Source organism: Roseobacter sp. HKCCA0882, from assembly GCF_037805225.1.
Taxonomy (GTDB): Bacteria; Pseudomonadota; Alphaproteobacteria; order Rhodobacterales; family Rhodobacteraceae; genus M30B80.
Genome location: NZ_JBBLYI010000001.1, coordinates 1,257,124 through 1,274,722 on the forward strand (window position 1 = coordinate 1,257,124; position 17,599 = coordinate 1,274,722).

Annotated in this window: 17 protein-coding genes; 5 read left to right on the forward strand and 12 right to left on the reverse strand. The window is 55.3% G+C overall.

Annotation, left to right across the window (positions count from 1 at the left end):
* Window positions 1-17 precede the first annotated feature (17 nt).
* On the forward strand, window positions 18-1,235 hold the full coding sequence (locus AAC622_RS06450) for a TCR/Tet family MFS transporter (protein WP_340260952.1): 1,218 nt from the start codon (window positions 18-20) through the stop codon (window positions 1,233-1,235).
* On the opposite strand, the gene AAC622_RS06455 is transcribed toward AAC622_RS06450, so the two are convergent.
* Window positions 1,224-2,195, reverse strand: a complete 972-nt coding sequence (locus tag AAC622_RS06455; protein WP_340260953.1) for a threonine ammonia-lyase — start codon at window positions 2,193-2,195, stop codon at window positions 1,224-1,226. The genes AAC622_RS06450 and AAC622_RS06455 overlap by 12 nt on opposite strands.
* Window positions 2,192-3,034, reverse strand: a complete 843-nt coding sequence (locus AAC622_RS06460; protein ID WP_340260954.1) for an alpha/beta fold hydrolase — start codon at window positions 3,032-3,034, stop codon at window positions 2,192-2,194. Before AAC622_RS06460 ends, AAC622_RS06455 begins: the two co-directional genes overlap by 4 nt.
* Window positions 3,035-3,227: 193 nt before the next feature.
* Here AAC622_RS06460 and AAC622_RS06465 point away from each other — a divergent pair, with 193 nt between their 5' ends.
* Window positions 3,228-3,656: an FKBP-type peptidyl-prolyl cis-trans isomerase gene (locus AAC622_RS06465; protein WP_317654331.1), complete on the forward strand. Its 429-nt coding sequence runs from the start codon at window positions 3,228-3,230 to the stop codon at window positions 3,654-3,656.
* 139 nt (window positions 3,657-3,795) lie between these two features.
* Here the strand turns inward: AAC622_RS06465 and AAC622_RS06470 are convergent, their stop codons facing one another.
* Genes AAC622_RS06470 through fabA form a run of 3 tightly spaced genes read right to left on the reverse strand, consistent with a single transcriptional unit; the run spans window position 3,796 to window position 6,366 of the window.
* Complete coding sequence (locus tag AAC622_RS06470; RefSeq protein WP_340260956.1) at window positions 3,796-4,584, reverse strand: enoyl-ACP reductase FabI; 789 nt, start codon at window positions 4,582-4,584, stop codon at window positions 3,796-3,798.
* Between the two features lie 6 nt (window positions 4,585-4,590).
* The gene (gene fabB, locus AAC622_RS06475) at window positions 4,591-5,820 is read right to left on the reverse strand and encodes a beta-ketoacyl-ACP synthase I (protein WP_340260958.1); all 1,230 of its coding nucleotides are present in this window, start codon (window positions 5,818-5,820) and stop codon (window positions 4,591-4,593) included.
* 36 nt (window positions 5,821-5,856) lie between these two features.
* Window positions 5,857-6,366 (reverse strand): bifunctional 3-hydroxydecanoyl-ACP dehydratase/trans-2-decenoyl-ACP isomerase, encoded by a 510-nt coding sequence (gene fabA, locus AAC622_RS06480; protein WP_340260959.1) that lies wholly within the window; start codon window positions 6,364-6,366, stop codon window positions 5,857-5,859.
* Window positions 6,367-6,621: 255 nt separating this feature from the next.
* On the opposite strand from fabA, the gene irrA reads away from it, so the two are divergent.
* Window positions 6,622-7,056 (forward strand): iron response transcriptional regulator IrrA, encoded by a 435-nt coding sequence (gene irrA / locus AAC622_RS06485; protein ID WP_340261475.1) that lies wholly within the window; start codon window positions 6,622-6,624, stop codon window positions 7,054-7,056.
* A gap of 26 nt (window positions 7,057-7,082) precedes the next feature.
* Here irrA and AAC622_RS06490 read toward each other — a convergent pair whose 3' ends face one another.
* The 6 genes from AAC622_RS06490 to AAC622_RS06515 form a co-directional block, all read right to left on the reverse strand.
* Window positions 7,083-8,798: a SulP family inorganic anion transporter gene (locus AAC622_RS06490; RefSeq protein WP_340260961.1), complete on the reverse strand. Its 1,716-nt coding sequence runs from the start codon at window positions 8,796-8,798 to the stop codon at window positions 7,083-7,085.
* 105 nt (window positions 8,799-8,903) lie between these two features.
* A complete protein-coding gene (locus AAC622_RS06495) occupies window positions 8,904-10,577 on the reverse strand; it encodes a TIGR01244 family sulfur transferase (protein WP_340260962.1) in 1,674 nt (557 codons plus the stop codon).
* A 53-nt stretch (window positions 10,578-10,630) separates the two neighbouring features.
* Window positions 10,631-11,515 carry an MBL fold metallo-hydrolase gene (locus AAC622_RS06500; RefSeq protein WP_340260964.1) on the reverse strand — a complete coding sequence of 295 codons (885 nt, stop codon included), beginning with the start codon at window positions 11,513-11,515 and terminating at the stop codon, window positions 10,631-10,633.
* Between the two features lie 30 nt (window positions 11,516-11,545).
* The gene (locus AAC622_RS06505; protein WP_340260965.1) at window positions 11,546-11,998 is read right to left on the reverse strand and encodes a DUF6691 family protein; all 453 of its coding nucleotides are present in this window, start codon (window positions 11,996-11,998) and stop codon (window positions 11,546-11,548) included.
* 4 nt (window positions 11,999-12,002) lie between these two features.
* Window positions 12,003-12,434 carry a YeeE/YedE family protein gene (locus AAC622_RS06510; protein ID WP_340260967.1) on the reverse strand — a complete coding sequence of 144 codons (432 nt, stop codon included), beginning with the start codon at window positions 12,432-12,434 and terminating at the stop codon, window positions 12,003-12,005.
* A 176-nt stretch (window positions 12,435-12,610) separates the two neighbouring features.
* Window positions 12,611-13,288: a Crp/Fnr family transcriptional regulator gene (locus AAC622_RS06515; RefSeq protein WP_340260969.1), complete on the reverse strand. Its 678-nt coding sequence runs from the start codon at window positions 13,286-13,288 to the stop codon at window positions 12,611-12,613.
* Window positions 13,289-13,630: 342 nt separating this feature from the next.
* Here AAC622_RS06515 and AAC622_RS06520 point away from each other — a divergent pair, with 342 nt between their 5' ends.
* Both AAC622_RS06520 and AAC622_RS06525 read left to right on the forward strand, forming a co-directional pair.
* Window positions 13,631-14,623, forward strand: coding sequence for a TAXI family TRAP transporter solute-binding subunit (locus tag AAC622_RS06520; RefSeq protein WP_340260970.1), 993 nt, complete (start codon window positions 13,631-13,633; stop codon window positions 14,621-14,623).
* 85 nt (window positions 14,624-14,708) lie between these two features.
* Window positions 14,709-17,051 (forward strand): TRAP transporter permease, encoded by a 2,343-nt coding sequence (locus AAC622_RS06525; RefSeq protein ID WP_340260971.1) that lies wholly within the window; start codon window positions 14,709-14,711, stop codon window positions 17,049-17,051.
* A gap of 37 nt (window positions 17,052-17,088) precedes the next feature.
* On the opposite strand, the gene AAC622_RS06530 is transcribed toward AAC622_RS06525, so the two are convergent.
* Complete coding sequence (locus tag AAC622_RS06530; RefSeq protein ID WP_340260972.1) at window positions 17,089-17,595, reverse strand: transcriptional activator RfaH; 507 nt, start codon at window positions 17,593-17,595, stop codon at window positions 17,089-17,091.
* Window positions 17,596-17,599 lie beyond the last annotated feature (4 nt).

Sequence of the window (17,599 nt, forward strand, 5' to 3'; positions counted from 1 at the left end):
CCTCACATGAGGGGTCTATGACAATGCGCCTGTCGCTCATCTTTATTATGATCACAGTGACGCTTGATGCCATGGGTATCGGGCTGATCTTACCTGTCATGCCAGACCTTATTGAGGAGGTGCAGGGGATCACCCTCTCTGATGCCGCAATTTGGGGCGGCATCTTGTCGGCCTCTTATGCGGTGATGCAATTCATCTTTTCCCCCATCATTGGCAATCTGTCAGACCGATTTGGCCGCCGCCCTATTTTGCTGATCTCGCTTTTGGTGATGACGGTGGATTATCTGATCATGTCGCAAGCCAATTCGATTTGGTTGCTGCTTTTGGGGCGGATTATTGCAGGCATTGCCGCTGCAACCCACGCCACCGCCCTTGCCTATATGGCCGATATTTCCCCCGCTGAAAAACGAGCGCAGAATTTTGGCCTGATCTCGGCAGGGTTTGGGATGGGGTTTATTTTGGGCCCCGTTCTGGGCGGTATTTTGGGCGGGCTTGATCCGCGCGCGCCGTTTTATGCGGCGGCCCTTCTGGCTGGATTAAACCTGATCTTTGGGATTTTCGTAGCACCCGAAACGCTACGGGCCGAAAATCGCCGCCCCTTCAAATGGGCACGGGCCAACCCTTTGGGCGGCATCATGGAAATTGGGGCGCTGCCAAATCTCGCCCCGCTTTTGGCCGTGATGTTGGCCTATCAAATTTCAAATTTCGTCTACCCCACGATCTGGGCCTATTACACCCAAGCCGCCTTTGGATGGGATACTGGCCTGATTGGGGCCTCATTGGCGGCCTATGGTGTGGCCATTGCCGTTACACAGGGCGCATTGATCCGACCGATCCTGTCCTATTTGGGCGAGGCGCGCGCGGTGCGATATGGCTTAATACTGAATATTCTATCGCTGTGGGGCTACGGGTTTGCGCCTGAGGCGTGGATGGTTTGGGTGTTGATCCCGATCTCATCCGCGGGCGCGGTGGTGGCCCCCGCGATGCAGGCGCTGATGTCCCGCGCGGCAGGGGCAGATCAACAAGGGGCGTTGCAAGGCGTGCTTGCTTCTTGCTCCGCCTTGTCGATGATCATCTCGCCCCTTGTCATGACCCAAGCCTTTTTCTGGTTCACCCGTGAAGGGGCCAACCTTTACCTGCCGGGCGCTGCCTTCTTGGTGTCAAGCCTGCTGATGGTGGCGTCCCTCGTGATCTTCGTCAGCAAGGGACGCGGGATCACGACCTCAGCCGCGTAAAATATCGGCAAAGAGATCAGGATCAACATTGCCCCCTGACAAGGTGACGATGGCCGTGTCGCCCTCCAACTTGGCCCCATGATAGAGTGCGGCGGCCAAAGCCACCGCGCCACCTGGCTCAACCACCAGTTTCAAATGCGCATAGGCCGCGCGCATGGCAGCGCGCACCTCGTCATCGCTGACCACGATCCCCGCCCCTGCCAGGCGGTTAAGGATGGGAAAGGTCAACTGCCCTGGCGCAGGGGTGACAATCGCATCACAAAGCCCTGCTTCTGGCCCCGTGTTGCGACAAATCTCGCCCACAGCCAGACTGCGGGCCGTGTCATCAAACCCTTCAGGCTCGACAGTGCGCAGGCGCATTTGTGGTGCATCCGCCTCAAGCGCCAAGGCAATGCCCGCAGAAAGCCCGCCGCCACCGCAACAGGCCAGAACCTCGGCCCGCTCAATACCCGCCTCGCGCGCCTGTTCGGCTATCTCAAGCCCGCAGGTGCCCTGCCCCGCGATCACATCGGCATTGTCAAAGGGTTTGATCAAAGGCAGGCCGCGATCTTCTTGCAGGCGCGCGCCGATCACATTGCGATCCTCCCCCCCTTTGCGGTCATAAAGGATCACTTCGGCCCCATAAAAGCGCGTATTGTCGATCTTGGCCTGTGGCGCATCGGCGGGCATGATGATGGTGGCCTGCACCCCATGCAGCGCGGCAGCATAGGCCACACCTTGTGCATGATTGCCCGATGAGAAGGCAAGCACGCCTTTGGCGCGCTCTGCTGCGGGTAAATTTGAGACGGCAGACCAGGCCCCGCGAAACTTAAAACTGCCTGTCAGTTGCAAAACCTCGGCCTTTGCAAAAACCCTACGCCCCGCAATGTCATCTAGGGCGGGCGCGGATAAGAACGGGGTTTGACGCACATGGCCCTTAGCGCGGGCAGCAGCGGCACGGATTTGCGCGATATCGCTCATGCGATCTCCTTCAGAAATTGGGATATCACCGCCTGTGATGCGGGTTCATCGAGAAAGGGAACATGGCCGCGATCAGGTAGGTCAGCGTAAATCATATCGGGCCTGCGGGCGCGCATTTTTTCGGCCACCTCCCACGATAGGATATTTGACCCTGCTCCACGGATCAGCGCAAGGGGCAGCGCGGCCAAAGCATCGAAACAGGGCCAAAGATCAATGGGCTTGGCATCAGCGGCAAAGGCGGGCGCAACCGCCTCGCGCAGGCGCGGATCATAGCGCAGATGCAGTCCTGCCTCATCCTCGCGCCACAGCCGCGCCACATGGGCGGCCCATGTTTCAGAGGGCACATTGCGGAAACTGGGGTGCAGATCAGGCATGGCCGCCGCCGCCTCGGCCAAACTGTGAAACTTGGGTCTGCGGCCAATATAACCCATGATCGCGGACAACCCTTCGGGCATAATTTCGGGGCCAATATCGTTGAGGCAAACACCGCTGAGCCGTGCGCGCGCCGTAAGCCCCATGATCATCGCCACAATCCCCCCGCGCGAGGTGCCCAATATCGCCGCTTGTGCAAGTCCCAAATGATCCAGCAGGGTCACGACATCTTCGGCCTCTTGCAAAGGGGTGTAGGTGGCGGGATCCGCATAATCCGACCCGCCCCGCCCCCGAAAATCAAGGCGAATGATGCGCGCATGATCGCGAAAATCGCGCACCACAAAATCAAAATCCTCGCGATTGCGCGTCAGCCCCGCAAGACAGAGCAGAACAGCCCCCGCCCCGCCCGTGTCATCATAGGCAAGGCGCACCCCATCTTTGGCGGTCACATAGGCCGTTTCGCCCATCAGATACCCCCATCCTCTCGCGCATCTACGGGGTCAGAGTATCAGCCGCCTTCCCGTGCACAATCGCAAAATTCACCAACGGGGTTTCAATCTGGGGTAGAAACGCCTAAGTTGAGACAGAACCCAATACGGGCACCTGCAAAGATGCGGCCCCGTGACATTCATTTCCCCAAAAATATCCGAAAGGACAGCCATGACGCAGGCGAAAGCAGGCGATACAGTCGCCATTCATTATACAGGCACCTTGGCCGATGGCAGCCAGTTTGACAGTTCCGAAGGGCGCGATCCGCTGCGCTTTACGCTTGGCTCAGGTCAGATCATCGCAGGTCTAGACGCGGCCATCACGGGCATGAGCCAAGGCGAAAAGAAATCGGTGACCATCGCTGCGGCTGAGGCCTATGGCGACCACCGCCCCGAGGCGGTTCAGGCTGTGCCACGGGCGCAAATCCCTGCTGAAATCCCCCTTGAAGTGGGTGGTGGCCTGCAAGTGCAAACCCCAGACGGCCAGACGATCCCCGTCACAGTGACCTCGGTCACCGATGAAGAAGTCACCCTAGACGCAAACCACCCACTGGCAGGCAAGGATTTGACCTTTGCCGTGGAATTGGTCGAAATCGCCTAATTTAGGCTGATGAGAAAAACAAAACCGCCCCCAGATGCAGGGGCGGTTTTTTTAATGCGGCGCGCTGTTTCTAACGCGTCTCGAAATCAGCCGAAGGACGGCCCAACACCCGCCCGAGCCGATCATATTTTAGCCTTCGTCACAAATTCTCAGGCTGCGCCATGCCCAGAACGTGATAGCCACCATCCACGCGCACAATCTCGCCCGTGGTGCAGGCCCCATAGTTAGAGGCGAGGTAGACCGCCGTTCCCCCAACCGCCTCTAGCGTGGCATTGGCGCGCAAGGGTGCGTTCAGCTCGGTCGTCTTAAAGGTTTTCCGCGCGCCTCCAATTGCGGCCCCTGCCAAGGTTTTCATTGGGCCTGGGCTGATGGCATTGACGCGGATATTTTGCGGGCCAAGGTCATTGGCCAAGTAGCGCACAGCACTTTCTAAGGCCGCCTTGGCCACGCCCATCACGTTGTAAAATGGCGTCACGCGGTTTGACCCTTGATAGGTCAGTGTCAACAATGTGCCACCCTCAGGCATCAATTCCGATGCGCGGCGGGCGACATCAATGAACGAGTAGCAAGAGATTTCCAAGGAATTCGAGAAATTCGCACGGCTTGTATCGGAAAACCGCCCCGTCAATTCGGACTTATCCGAAAAAGCGATGGCATGAACCACGAAATCGAGTGTGCCCCATTTCTCTTTGAGTGCCGCAAATGCCGCCTCCATCGAGGCATCATTGGTCACATCAACATCAATCAAAATGTCCGACCCAACGGATGCGGCAAGCGGTTCCACCCGTTTACCAAAGGCCTCGCCCTGATAGCTAAAGGCAAGCTCTGCGCCCTCATCTGCCATGGCCTGGGCAATGCCCCATGCGATAGAGCGATCATTCGCGACCCCCATAATCAGGCCGCGCTTACCCTTCATCAAATCCGCCATAATCCCTTACCCCCGATAGCGCGACAACAGCATCGAGCCATTGGTGCCGCCAAAGCCAAATGAATTGGTCATCACCGTATCCAGATTTGCCGCCTCAACAAGTGTGGTGGCAATCTCACTTGGGTGCAAATTGGGATCAAGGGTTTCCACATTGATCGAAGGCGCAATGAAATCTTGATCCAACATCAGCAAGCAATAGATCGCTTCCTGCGCGCCCGTGGCCCCTTGGCTGTGGCCCGTCATGGATTTGGTCGAGGAAATTGGCGGGGTCTGGCCCTCGCCGAAGACGCGGCGCACCGCCTGAACCTCGCCCACATCCCCCACGGGTGTGGATGTGCCATGCGCGTTGATATAGCTGACCTTGCGCCCCTCAGGCAGGGATTGCAGCGCAAGACGCATCGCGCGCTCTCCCCCCTCGCCCGATGGGGCAACCATGTCATGCCCATCCGATGTTGCGGCAAATCCCGTGACCTCGGCATAGATTTTGGCCCCGCGCGCCAGCGCGTGATCGAGACTTTCCAACACAACGATGCCGCCGCCCCCTGCAATCACGAAACCATCACGGTCTGCATCAAAGGCGCGGCTCGCTTTTGTGGGTGTGTCATTATATTTTGAGGACATCGCCCCCATGGCGTCAAAGAGACAGGACAAGGTCCAATCCAATTCTTCCGCGCCACCTGCAAACATCACATCTTGCTTGCCCATCATGATTTGTTCAGCTGCGACCCCGATGCAATGCAAACTGGTCGAACAGGCCGAAGTGATCGAATAATTGATCCCCTTGATCTGATAGGCGGTCGAAAGATTTGCCGAGATGGTCGAGGACATGCATTTGGGCACAGCAAACGGGCCAATGCGCTTGGTTGCGCCCGAATTCAGCACTGTTTGATGCGCAGCCAACATGGCACTGGTGGATGGCCCGCCTGAGCCTGCGATCAGACCTGTGCGTTCATTCACGACGTCGGCCTCAGACAGGCCTGCATCCGCAATGGCTTGCGCCATCGCAATATGCGCATAGGCGGCGCCCGGCCCCATAAAGCGCAAAGCGCGTTTATCGACATGTTCGGTCACATCAATTTTCAGCGTGCCCGAGACATGGCTTCGAAACCCGCGCTCGGCCATATCAGGGTTGAATTCAACCCCAGACTGCCCCGCTTTCAAAGCTGCGGAAACCTCTTGGGCATTATTCCCGATGGGTGAGACAATGCCCAATCCCGTAACGACAACGCGGCGCATTCAAAGCTCCTTCTTGCGTATTCGAACCGCTTCCAATCAGCTTTCTGAAAGGGCGACTTTCATATCTTTGACTTGGTAAATCACCTCACCATCGGCCTCAACCCGACCATCGGCGACACCCATTGTCAGACGCCGCGTTTGCACGGCTTTGGTGAAATCTACATGATAGGTCAGCATTTTGCGATCAGGGCGCACCATACCCGTCAGTTTCACCTCACCCACGCCAAGCGCATATCCGCGCCCCTGCCATCCGCGCCAACCAAGGTTGAAGCCCGTCAATTGCCACAGGCCATCAAGACCAAGGCAGCCCGGCATGATTGGGTTATTGGGAAAATGGCAGTCGAAAAACCAAAGATCTGGCTTGATGTCGAATTCCGCAACCACATGGCCCTTGCCATGTGCGCCGCCATCTTCGGAAATATCGGTGATGCGATCCATCATCAGCATCGGGGGCTCCGGCAATTGCGCGTTGCCAGGCCCAAACAATTCGCCGCGCGCGCATTTCAATAGATCATCTCTGTCAAAGCGTGTCGAATATTGCGACATATGCTCTGCCTCCCCTGCTTATTTTTGCCGAGCACCCGCGAGGGGCGGCCTGTCCGATCGTATTTATTCGACTTACCATTGCGTTTGCACCCCATGCAAGGGCAGCACGCAGCAAAGGTAACGATTTTGCGACAGCTTGCCTAAGGTTTTTTCCTACGACTTGGCGTCCAACTGCGTCAATTTCGACAAACGAATTGAAAAACCTACGCCTTAGGGGATATATTGAAATCAGAACTGGCAGGACATTGACCAATGATGACACCCGAAGCCCTAGAGCGCAGCACAATCTGGCTGGCACAGGCGGCCCTCCGCCCGACCCGTCAGCGCCTTTCGCTTGCGACTTTGCTGGTGGGGGATGGTCATCATCGCCATGTGACGGCTGAAGGATTGCATGCAGCAACCCAAGCGGCGGGCGATCCAGTGTCCCTTGCAACCGTCTATAACACCTTGCGGGCCTTTTGCGATGCGGGGCTGATGCGCGAGGTTATCGTGGATGGCGCGCGCAGTTATTTCGACACCCGCATTGATGACCATCCGCATTTCTTCATGGAAGAAACAGGTCAGCTTGAAGATGCGCCTGCGGGCCAGTTAAAGTTCACGGCCCTGCCCGATTTGCCTGAGGGCTATGAAATATCCAAATTGGATGTCGTGATCCGTCTGCGTAAAACCCCAGCACAAGCGGCGGAGTAATCCCCCCGCCGCCCTGAAGCACGCTATCATGCTTTGCCCGAGAGCTTGACCCACGCATCATATTGCGACAGGAACAATTCGCCTGACAATTCGTCTAGAAAATGGCTGCGCTTGAGGCGGTCAGTGACAGGCCCCTTCACCTCGGACATATGCAGCCGCACGCCCATGTCACTGAGGCGCGTATTTAACGCCTCAAGAGTTTCTAGCGCGGACATATCAATCTCGTTCACCGCAGAACACATCAGCACCACATCCTTGATCGGGCAATCCTCGACCACCCGATCCAGCACCAAATCCTCAAGGAAGCGGGCATTGGCGAAGTAAAGCGACTCGTCAATCCGAATGGTCAAAAGGCTATCCGCGGTCTCAACCTTGTGGCGGTTGATATTGCGAAAATGCTGTGTTCCCGGAACAAGGCCCACCTCGGCCACATGGGGGCGCGAGGTTTTGTAAAGGTGCAGCAGGATGGACAAAATCACCCCTGCCGAAACCCCCGTCTCAACGCCAAAGCCCAAGGTCAGCACAATGGTTGCAGCCACCGCCGCAAAATCGGCAAAGGAATAGCCCCATGTTTTTTTCAAAATTGATAAATCGACAAGGCTCAGCACCGCGACAATGATCGTGGCCGCAAGCGTGGCTTTGGGGAGGAAAAACACCAATGGCGTCAATGCCACAGCCGCAATGGCCAAACCCACCGCTGTATAAGCCCCTGCCGCTGGTGTTTCAGCCCCTGCATCAAAATTGACCACTGAACGGGCGAAACCACCCGTCACAGGATAGCCCCCCGTAAAGGCCGCGCCCAAATTGGCCGCACCAAGGCCAATCAATTCTTGGTCGGGATTGATGCGCTGCCGCTTTTTGGCGGCAAGGGTCTGTGCGACCGAAATCGATTCAACAAACCCAATAATCGAGATCAACAGCGCGGGCACAAACAATTGCCCCAACAGTGTTGGCGACAGATCAGGCAGGGTCAAGGGCGGCAGGCTTTGGGGCACATCCCCCACAATCGCAACGCCGTGATCCGCCAACCCAAAGGCCCAAGTGGCAAGCGTTGTCACAACGACGGCCGCAACAGGCCCCGCTTTTTGCGCAATATCAGCCATGCGCGGCGCCATTCCCATGGCCAAAAGCCGCGGCTTTAGGCCCTTGCGCACCCAAAACAGAAAAGCGGTTGCCGACAAACCAATCACCACAGTGATCGGATTGATCTGGCCAAGATGCTCGACCAAGGAAATGACCATCTCAACCAATGTATGGCCGCTGGCCTGCACCCCGATGATATGTTTGAACTGGCTTGCCGCAATCAAGATGCCAGAGGCGGTGATAAACCCTGCAATCACGGGATGGCTGAGGAAATTGGCCAAGAAGCCAAGGCGGAAAATGCCCAAAAACAGCAGCATTACGCCCGATAACATCGCAAGGCTTAAGGCCGCCATGGCATAGCCCATTGTGCCCGCCTCGGCGACCTGTCCAACGGCAGCAGCGGTCATCAAGGACACAACTGCCACAGGCCCCACCGCCAAAGCGCGGCTTGTGCCGAAAATAGCATAAAGAATGATGGGCGCGATCGAGGCATAAATCCCCGCCTCAGGCGGCAAGCCCGCCAAAAGCGCATAAGCCAGCGATTGCGGGATCAGCATGATCGTTACAATCACTGCTGCAATCATATCATTGGAAAAGGCGTGGGAATTATATGTCCGTCCCCAATCAAGGACGGGGAGGTAACCGGAGAGCTTCTTCATGGGACAATTGCCTGTCGTCTAGCGGTAGGGTTTTGGCACGCGGCACGCTAGGTGTCGTGGCAGTTTAGCGGTCAGAGCCAGACGCGGCCCTGACCAATTTCAGCCTCAGCTTGCGCTGATCTTTTCAGGTTTCACCATCCATTCGCGGCCCTTTAGCATACCTTTCCAATAGAAAGGCGGCAGGAAGCTTTCCTTCAGCCACCATGCAAGGCGCGAGGGTTTTGTGCCGTCAATCAACAGTTTCGGGAAGGAGGGCAGCAGCGCCCCACCATACCCAAATTCGGCCAAAACGATTTTGCCACGCTCAACCGTCAAGGGGCAGGAGCCATAGCCATTATATTGGGCGGTGGCGCTGCGGCCATTGATGTCATCGACCACGTTTTGCGCGACCACAGGGGCCTGCATCCGCGCCGCCGCGGCGGTTTTTGCATTTGGCGCGTTCATCACATCGCCCAATGACCAGATATTGTCATAGGTTTTATGACGCAGCGTGGCTTGATCCACATCGACCCATCCCGCCGCGTCAGCCAAAGGCGAGACGCGAATGAAATCGGGTGCGATCTGCGGCGGAACGACATGGATCATGTCGAATTCCACCTCAACCTCAGTGGGCGTGGCGTCGGGCTTGGCCACAGTGAACCACGCCTTTTTCGCCTCCCCATCAATCGCCTTGAGATTGTGAAAGAAGTTCAGATTGACGCCGTATTTTTGCACATAGCCCTCAAGCGCGGGGACGTAATCCTTGACCCCGAACAAAACGCCACCTGCGTTCATGAAATCAATCGAGATGTCCTTGAGCACGCCCGCGCGCGTCCAATGATCCCCAGAGAGATACATCGCTTTTTGTGGCGCGCCTGCGCATTTGATGGGCATGGGGGGCTGCGTAAAGATTGCGCACCCCTCCTTCATGTTCTTGACGAGGTTCCATGTGTAAGGCGCTAAATCATAACGATAATTTGAGGTCACGCCATTCTTGCCAAGCGTGGCCTCCAAGCCCTCAACCCGATCCCATGCCAGTTTCAAACCAGGTGCCACGATCAGGCGCTTGTATTTAACCACCCGACATCCATCAAGGATCACGGCATCATCTTTGGGTTCAAAGGCCGCAACGGCGGATTTGATCCATGTGACCCCACGTGGGATCAAGCTGCCCATGGTTTTGGCCGTGTCAGAGGCCTCAAAAATGCCCCCACCCACCATTGTCCAACCGGGTTGATAGTAATGGATATCTGCAGGATCAATCACAGCAATATCAAGCGATGATTTGCGCGATTTGAGAGAGGCCGCAACAGCAAGCCCTGCCGCCCCCCCGCCTACGATGATAATGTCATAACTTGCATCCGCGCGATCCGTTGGGGTTTTGCCGCCATTGGCAATGCGGCGCACAACGCCCCCCATATCAAAGCCCGCCGCCTTGGTGGCCGCCAAAATATCAACAACGGACATTCGATTGGCTTGCGATAGTGACCACAAAGTGGCCGAGCGCGTGCCCGTGCGGCAATAGGCCAAAATGGGACGCGGCAATTCCTGCATTGCAGTGCCAAAATCTGCGGCGTCTTGGTCGGTAACTTTGCCCGACACAATCGGCAGATTGCGAATTTCCAGACCCACCTTTTCCGCGGCCACCTCGATTTCCGAAAAATTCGGCTGGTCAGCCGCCTCGCCATCAGGGCGGTTGCAGATCAACGCCCGAAAGCCCTGATCAGCCAATTTCTGCACATCATCAGGCTTGATTTGCGTGGCAACCGAAATCTCGGCATTGATGGTCTTGATTTCCATTGTCGTTCGTCCTGGCAATAAACGGAGACTGATAAGTTATGATAACAAGAGACTCAAAGTAAGTTCAAAGGCACCTTGAGCATTGGACGGCCATCCTTGTCTGTCGGGATGTCACCTGCACGCATATTCACCTGCAATGAGGGAATAATCAATTTCGGCATATCAAGCTGCGCGTCACGCTCGGTGCGGAATTTGATAAATTCTTCGCGTGTCTTGCCCTCGCCCACGTGGATGTTGTGCTTTTTCTCATCGCCCACTGTGGTTTCCCACTCAATATTGCGGCCATTGGGGCCGTAATCGTGGCACATAAAGAGCCGCATCTCATCGGGCAGAGCCAAAACTTTTTGGATGCTGTCATAGAGCGTGCCTGCGTCCCCACCTGGGAAATCCGCTCGTGCAGAGCCGCCATCAGGCATGAACAGCGTATCGCCCACAAATGCCGCATTCCCAATCACATGGGTCATGCAAGCGGGCGTGTGACCAGGTGTATAGATTACAAAGGCACGCAGGCCCCCAATCTCGTAGACATCCCCATCCTTAAAGAGCGCGTCAAACTGACTGCCATCGCGCTGAAATTCCGTACCTTCGTTAAATATTTTACCAAAGGTTTTCTGAACAATGATAATGTTTTCACCTATACCAATTTTCCCACCAAGTTTCTCTTGGATGTAAGGCGCCGCCGACAGGTGATCAGCGTGAACATGGGTCTCAATCAGCCATTCAACTTTGAGGCCCTTTTCATTGGCATAGGAAATAATCGCATCCGCGTTTTCATAGGAAATCTTGCCTGCCGCGTAGTCGATATCCATAACGCTATCGACAATCGCGCAAGAGTTAGAATTGGGATCTTTGACCACATAGGAGATTGTATTTGTCGAAGGGTCAAAGAACGACTCGACCTCGGGCCGAACATTCATATTTACGGGGAAGGTGGTCATTTTCTTGCTCCTTGAAGGCGATCGTTTCAGTCAGGCGCTCGTCACATTTGTATCCAGTTCGGCGTTTGGACGCGCCGCAATAATGGCGCGGGCCACGAAAATACCGACAAGCATCGCTGCGACAAAGGCCAAAACCTCGAGGCGACCTGTACCGATGGCAGGCAATGCCCCACCGGGGCAGAAGCCGGCAATGCCCCATCCCACCCCAAACAGAGCCGATCCACCCAACAGGCGCGCGTCCAATTTGGTCGCGGATGGCAGGGCAAATTTACCCTCAAAAATCGGGCCCGAGGGGCGCGGCAGAACCAAGCGATACCCGATAAAGGTGACGATTAAAGCGCCGCCCATCACAAAGGCAAGGCTTGGATCCCAGCTGCCCGCAACGTCAAAGAAATTTATCACTTTTGCAGGGTTTGACATGCCCGAAAGCGAAATACCGAGGCCGAAAATCAGGCCGATGATATATGTTGAAATATAGCGCATCAGATCAGCCTCCGATCACGTGGCGGATCACGAAAACAGTGATCGCGGTTGTTACCATGAATGTCAAAGTTGCGGAGATTGACCGCTTGGACAGTCGCGCCATGCCGCAAACACCGTGACCCGATGTGCAGCCAGAGCCAAAGGTGACGCCAAGCCCCACGATAAAGCCACCGACCAAGAGCATCGGCATCGAGCCAGGGACGCTGATCTCGGGCATCTCACCGCGCAAAAAGAAATGTGCCGCAGGTCCAGTGATCATGCCCAACACCAAGGCCGCGCGCCACGAAAAATCACTGCGGCTGGCAGGCGCCAAAACGCCCGTCAAAATACCCGTCGCCCCCATGACGCGACCCAAGGTCAGCATCAAGAGGACGGCAGAAAGGCCGATTAAAACTCCGCCAGTAGTGGAAAGAAGTAGTGTAAATTCGGTTTCCATCTTAAGTCCATATGCCTGCGCATAAAATCACGGCAGCAGAGATTCGCCCTTATTTTATGCGTGATTAAACTGGTTACGTTGTTCGATTAAAATCAATCTACACAATCATACCAGCGCTGACAGTGATGTTGTCACATAAGCCAGAAATTTCTAAGGCTGTGGATTACAACCGGTGCTCAATGCTCGGAACGCGACAGTTTTTCGATGTCACCACGCGCCTCAATTTTGATCTGCCCTCGTGACAGGCTAATCCAACCGCGGCGCTGAAATTCGGCCAATTGACGGGAAATGACCTCGCGCGCTGTGCCAAGTTCGGCGGCCATTTGCTGATGGGTGGCTTGAATCAGATCATTTTTGGCCAAATCTAAAATCCGCTGTGCAAGGCGGATATCTACGCGGCGAAACGCAATTTCTTCGATTACATGGAACAAATCGGTCATGCGCCGCGAATAGGCGGAAAAAACAAAGGTGCGGAAACTTTCTGATTGGCTGATCAGATCATCAAAAACACTCCGCGGGATAGCAACCGCCTCAACCGCCGTTTCGGCGATGCCTTCGGCTGAATAATCTTCATATGCCAGTAGGCAGGCCGAGGTCATTACGCAGCTTTCCCCTGCATTGACGCGATAAAGAACCACCTCGCGCCCTGTGTCCGATGTTTGCTGCACGCGCACTGTGCCCTCAAGCAGTAAAAGAAGGTTTTCAGGCCGCTTTCCTGGCCCAAAAATGATAGTGCCTTCGCGAATGGAAATCGTGGTAGCGCGCTCGGTCAGAACATCGCGCACCCGCGGCTCTAGCCGCGAAAGACCTTTAAATCGGTCAATCCAAGAGGCGCCTGCTGGCATCAGATTCATTGAGAACTATCCTTGGTGTTGACCAAGACGATAGTCGGAAAAGCCGAGACATAAAAGGGGAAACACAACGTTACGGCCTTTTAAAAAATGTGGATCAAGGGCTCTGAAATCGGCTTACCATGGAGAAAGCAGAAAGATTTCCATCCAATGGAAAATTATTATCGATAATACAAATTGTTAGCGCCAACTACCTTGCCTTGATCGCATTTAACCTACAATAACAGTCAGCGGTTCGCCTCGTTAGCTGACAGAAGTTTAATAGTGGCGTGAAAACCCGCATCCAGCTTGTGCTGTAAAAAGAACAACAGCTGGCAAGATATGAGTTAAGGGAGAAATTTTGACATGAAACTCACCAAATTGACTGCACTTGCTATGAGCAGTGCGATCTGCGCTTCTGCTGCTTTTGCAGATGGCCATATGGATCGCACTGGCTGGCCTGAAAGCTTTACTGTCGGCACTGCATCGCAAGGCGGCACCTACTTTGCGTACGGTGCTGGCTGGGCGAACCTCGTCGCAGAAGAATTAGGCATGACTGGCGGCGGCGAAGTCACCGGTGGTCCAATGCAGAACATGGCACTTGTACACACAGGCGAGCTAGCCTTCGGCATGACCACAATGGGCCCCGCTGCGGAATCGCTGGCAGGCACCAACCCAATCGCACCTGGTCTGCAAATGACCAATGCTTGTGCAATGTTCCCAATGTATCAAACACCATTCTCAGTGACTGCGTTGTCCTCATCGGGCATCACAAGCATCTCTGAAATCCCTGATGGCGCGCGCATCGGCTTTGGCCCCGCGGGTTCGACGTCTGACACCTACTTCCCACGCATGATGGAAGAGTTGGGTGTAAACTTTGAGCGCCGCAATGGTGGCTGGTCAGATCTTGGAAGTCAGTTGCAGGATGGTCTCTTGGACGTGATCGCTTTCGCAGCCGGCGTTCCTGTACCAGCGGTGAGCCAGCTTGAAGTTCAAACAGACATCAACATCATTGAATTCACAGAAGCAGAACAGGCCCAAATCCTGGAAGCGTTCCCCGTATCGCAGTTCAATATTTCTGCTGATGCCTACACGACATTGGAAGCACCTGCCCGTTCCGTTTCCATGTGGAACTTCTCCATCGCTAACTGTGATCTGCCAGAGAGCTTTGTATATGCGGTTGTGGATGTTGTAATGTCCGACAACCAGCGCATGGTAGATATCCATAAAGCAGCCCGTTCTACCCTACCTGAACACTGGGACAAGAACGGCGTTCTGATGTGGCACCCAGGCGCGGCACGTTGGTTCAACGAAAACGCGGGCGCAACCATCGCTGCTGATCAGATTTTCGGCGGCTAATATTTTAACCTACAGGGCGCGCGAAAGTAATGGACCTTTCGCGCGCCTTTTCTTTTGCACTTACTGGCATAGCGGAAGCAACATCATGACTAATACTTCAGAGACCAAAACCAACGTAGTTGAAGAGATGGTTGAGACAGGTCCCGTCATCGCCGAAGGTGTAGATCAGGAACCCGTTGAAAGTAACCGCCGCCTGTTTGCTGGCACTCGTATGATCGCAGTAGCCGTACTAGCAACCCTCTATGCCGGGTTCCACATGGCCGCTTTGAACGGGATTTCCATCTCGGCTCTGACTGGCATAGACCTGCCATTTTTGCCGCAATTCCCGCTTGAAACATGGAATTTTCGAATTGTTCACATTGCAGGCGCGCTTGTCTTAGGCTTTGTCGTCTATGCTGCTTACACTTGGGTCGATGAAGTAGAGGCTCCAAGCGATACAGCGCTTCTGTCAAAAGCGGGATATGCTTTGTTCATACCGGCGGCACTAGCATTGTGGTCTGCGCTATCCTTCGGGCGTTTGATTGCCTCTGGCACCTTACCAGAGATGGGTGGGCTTGTGTCATGGGCCGCCTTCCCCGGAACCGAGATTTATGAAACCGAGATTTGGAATTTTGGTATGCCCCTCTTAGTGGCGACATTCGGCGCCATAATCTTGGGTTGGTTTGAACGCAAGCCACGCGATAGCTTCGCAACCAGCGACTTGGTTCTGGCGCTCTGCGCAATTGTAGTTGCCGCCTATCTTGTGCCCATTTTCTCTACCGCAGCACGCAATTCGGTAGGCACGCCCTTTGTACCAATCGGTGTGGCGTTCGCAGCGACAGCAGGCACGGCAATGATCATGGAATTGACGCGCCGCGTGGCAGGTCTGGCATTGGTTATCATCACAGGCGTGTTTCTTGTTTACACATTTACTGCGCATTTGCTGCCGGGCATTTTGGCTGTGCGCAACCCCTATACGTGGCACCGCTTCTTTGGCCATCTTTATTCGGATGCGGGCATCCTTGGGCCAACCACGGCGGTATCCTCAACATACATCATCCTTTTTATCATCTTTGCGGCTTTCCTTCAGGCCTCGAAAGTGGGTGATTATTTCGTGAATTTCGCATTTGCCGCAGCAGGGCGCGCCCGTGGTGGCCCCGCCAAAGTGGCCATTTTCGCAAGCGGCCTGATGGGTATGATCAACGGCACCTCCGCGGGGAACGTTGTGGCGACAGGGTCGCTGACCATCCCCTTGATGAAAAAGGTGGGCTATCATAAGAAAACCGCAGGCGCTGTCGAAGCGGCCGCATCAACAGGCGGTCAGATCATGCCCCCTATCATGGGCGCAGGCGCATTCATCATGGCCGAGATCACAGGCATCCCCTATCAGGATATCGCAATCGCCGCGATTATACCCGCGATCCTTTACTTTGTGTCGGTCTATTTCATGGTCGACCTTGAAGCCGCAAAATTGGGCATGCGCGGAATGCGCGAGGATGAGCTGCCAAAATTGAAACTACTTTTGAAGCAGCTATATCTCTTCTTGCCTATCCTGATACTCATCTATGCTTTGTTCCAGGGCTATTCCGTCATCCGTGCGGGCACCTTGGCCACGCTCAGTGCCGCCGTCATCTCATGGATGCCCGTGTTGATGGTGCGCTTCTTCCCAAAAAGCCTGCCTGCCGCCTCGGTCGCGGGTATGGGGCCACGGGAAATTCTCAAGGCGTTTGAATTGGCTGGCATCATGGCCATTCAGATCATCGCGGTTTGTGCCTGTGCGGGTGTTATCGTGGGTGTGATTAGCCTGACAGGTGTTGGTGCGCGCTTCTCGTCCCTCCTGTTGGATTTGGCGGGTGTGAGCCAAGTTCTGGCCCTGTTCTTTGCGATGTGTATCGCGATCCTTCTGGGGATGGGGATGCCCACCACAGCCGCCTATGCGGTTGCGGCCTCGGTGGTGGCACCGGGCTTGGTTGAGCTTGGCATTCCGCAGCTGACCGCGCATTTCTTCGTGTTCTATTTCGCGGTTGTCTCGGCCATTACACCGCCTGTGGCGCTGGCCTCTTATGCGGCGGCGGGGATATCGGGGGCGAATGCGATGGAGACATCAGTGGCCTCGTTCAAAATCGGGATCGCCGCCTTCATCGTGCCTTTCATGTTCTTCTACAATTCGGCCTTGCTGATGGATGGCACCACGCTTGAAATCCTGCGCGCAGGGGCAACCGCCATTTTCGGCGTGTTCCTGTTGTCCTCAGGGGTGCAAGGGTGGTTCATGGGGGCGCGCAACCCGTGGTTCTTACGCGCCATCCTTATTGCGGCCGCGCTGTTCATGATTGAAGGCGGGCTGCTGACCGATCTGATCGGCCTTGGTGGTGCGGTTGGGGTCTATCTGATCCAAAAACTGTTCCACCCAAAGGCGGATGCACAGATCGATGTCAAAGGCCTAGATTGATCCGACAAAGCGGCCCCCTTGTGGGGCCGCTTTTCATTTAGGATTTTGTTAGATCCTCTCGCGCGACATTGATCCGGGTCTTGTGCCCCATCAGGTCAATCAAAACCCAAACGCGCTGATCCTCATCCAAGCTTTCGACTGTCGCAACAAATTGCGAGAACGGGCCCTTTTGCAAGGTCACCTGATCTTGCGGGGCCAGATCACTGGCTGCTGTTAAAACCCCCGCCTCATCGCACCGCGCCTGCAATCCCACCACCAAATCATTGGGCACAGGGCTAGGCTGCCCCGCAAAAGAAACAATGCGCGCCACACCATATGTCGAGTTGATCTTGCGCCACGCCCCCTGCCCCGTATCTAGCGCGACAAAGAGATAGCCTGGGAAAAGCGGGCGGGACTTGGACATAAACCGCGCACCAACGCGGGATGTGACACTCAGCATCGGTAGGAAAGTTTCAAACCCCTGGCGGTTCAAATTGCACAAGGCAATGCTGTGCGAATTGGGCTTGAATTGCACCAAATACCATTCACTCAATCCACCGGACATCAAA